Annotated in this window: 1 protein-coding gene; it reads right to left on the reverse strand. The window is 48.4% G+C overall.

The genetic code is table 11. The annotated features are described in order from the left end of the window. Positions 1-97 precede the first annotated feature (97 nt). Positions 98-2,470 carry a penicillin-binding protein 1B gene (mrcB, locus tag R7O12_RS23615; protein WP_021450007.1) on the reverse strand — a complete coding sequence of 791 codons (2,373 nt, stop codon included), beginning with the start codon at positions 2,468-2,470 and terminating at the stop codon, positions 98-100. Positions 2,471-2,546 lie beyond the last annotated feature (76 nt).

A 2,546-nucleotide genomic window follows, 5' to 3' on the forward strand; every position in this document is an offset into this window, starting at 1 on the left:
TTTTGAACATCCACTTCTTCCTTTACTGAATACTTGATCACTAATATGTACTAAGAATTGACCAGTGAAACAAGTCCATGTTGTTGATTTGGAGATCCTACCAATCAAACAAACTATTCAACCAGTTAGATTTTTTCTCACACTGTTGTTTGATTTGACCCGTTTTATCCCATACTGGAAGTTTGTAATCGCTGCGGCAATTCATCTCTAAACCACCGTTGGAGGTCGGTTTAAAGCCAAGCGTCGTCACTTCTTTAGGCCAAGGCAGATCCAAACGCTCAGGAATTCGCTGCGCCAAGTATTCCGCGTAAACACGCAATGCACCGCTTGACCCCGTAAGGTTGATTGGCTTGTTATCATCACGGCCTAGCCAAATGGTCGTCACTTCACGGCCATCAATCCCGACAAACCAGCTATCACGAGTATCGTTACTGGTGCCCGTTTTTCCCGCCAATGCAGCCCAAGCGAATTGGCTTTGAAGGTAGCGGCCTGTACCTTGTGCGACACCTTGTTTCATCGCGTAAGTCGTTAGCCAAGCCGCTTGTTCATCAACCGCGCGAGAGGAGCGAGGCAACGATTGATAAAGCACGTTACCGTCCATATCGATGACGGAACGAAGCGCGGTCAACTTAGCACGTTTACCCGAGTTAGTCAGTGTTTGGTACATTTGCGCCACTTCAAATGGCGTCAATGAAAACGAGCCCAAGAACATAGAAGGCACAGGACGAATCTCATCTTTGTTGACGCCTAAGCGTTCAAGTGTGCCAGACACTTCTGGAATACCAAGCTCCATCCCCAACCTTACCGTTGGTACATTCAATGACTTCGCAAGCGCAAGGTAAAGTGGCACATCACCGCGGTATTTACGGTCGTAGTTACGCGGAGTCCATACCGAGCCTTTGCTACCTTTCAAACTTAGAGGCGTGTCGTGCAGCGTCGTCCCCAAATTGTATTTGTCTGGCTGTTCAAGCGCGGTCAGGTAAATTGCCGGCTTGACCAACGAACCAATTGGACGACTAGCATTAAGCGCACGGTTAAAGCCTTCATAACCCACGCGTTTACCACCAACCATGGCACGAATTTCACCACTGTGGCGATCAACAGCCACGGCAGCAGCTTCGAGTTCTTTGCCGCCTCGCTTAGCTAAATCCGGTATTTTCTTCGCGATAGCCTGCTCCATTTTACTTTGAGAGACAGGATCGAGAGACGTAAACACGCGCAGACCAGTTTCAGCCTTGAAGCGATCACCGACCTTCTCTTTCAGCTCGATATTCAATTGCTGGAAGTATGCAGGCTGACGGCTCGCAATACGTGGTTTGCTTTGTGTATCAAGAGGTCGACTCACAGCTTGTTCATATTGCTGCGATGTGAGCATGTTTTGTTGCATCAGCAATCGAAGCACCAAGTCTCGACGCTCTTTAGTGCGCTCAGGATAGCGAACTGGATTGTAGTACGACGGTCCTTTCACCATGCCCACCAGCATCGCAAGTTGATCAATTCGCAACTCTTGGATTGGCTGCCCAAAGTAGTAGCGTGATGCTAAGCCAAAACCGTGGATCGCTTCGCCGCCGCTTTGACCCAAATACACTTCATTGAGGTAGGCTTCTAAAATGCGGTCTTTGCTGTAACGGTAATCAAGAATAAGCGCAATATAAGCTTCGCGCACCTTACGCCACAGCGTTTTATCACGGGTTAGAAATAAGTTTTTCGCTAGCTGCTGCGTTAAGGTACTGCCACCTTGCACGGTGCGACCCGCTTTGATGTTCGCCACTAAAGCACGGGCAATAGCCAATGGTGAAACACCATCATGCTGATAGAAGTCTCGGTCTTCTGTCGCCAACAAGGCATCAACTAAAATTTCAGGGAATTGGTCACGACGTAAGAACAGACGTTGCTCATCACGATCTTTTTCAAGCATCCCCAGCATCTTTGGCTCAAGGCGCAAGTAGCCTAGATCGCCTTTTGACTCTAAAGATTGAATACGCTGTAAACCACTGTCTGAGAAGTGCAGCATGACGTGGCGATCCGGTTCTGGGCCATCAGCAAATTCAAAAGGACGGCGGATCAGTTCAACACGAGTCGAAGAAGAAGAATACTCACCAGGGTAACGAGGCTGACTTACCTTGCGGTAGTTCAGTACATCTAATTCGTTGCGAAGCTCTTGAATGGTAATATTTTCACCTGGATTGAGGTTCAAAATGCGCGCGTACACAACGGTAGGCAATTCGAATAGCTGCCCATCAAAGCGTTCTTTAACCACACTATCTAGGTAAATACCAACAAACAGCAACACCGCGGCAAGAGCAACGCCGGCTTTCCAGCTAAAAGACCACAACACTTTGAGCCAAGAACGTTTCTCGTTGGTTGGCTTTTTACTCGGCGTGCGACGAGGGCGTTTTGTGGTGCCTTTGCTGGCTGTACTTTTCTTCGCAGGCGCTTTCTTGGCGCTTGGCTTCTTACTGTCAGTCATTATTCAATTGTCTTTTCGTTTTCGTTGTCGCTACGTGGTTTGCCGGGTCATCTGGCCAAACGTGTTTTGGGTAGCG

The organism is Vibrio sp. Vb1574 (assembly GCF_033338675.1).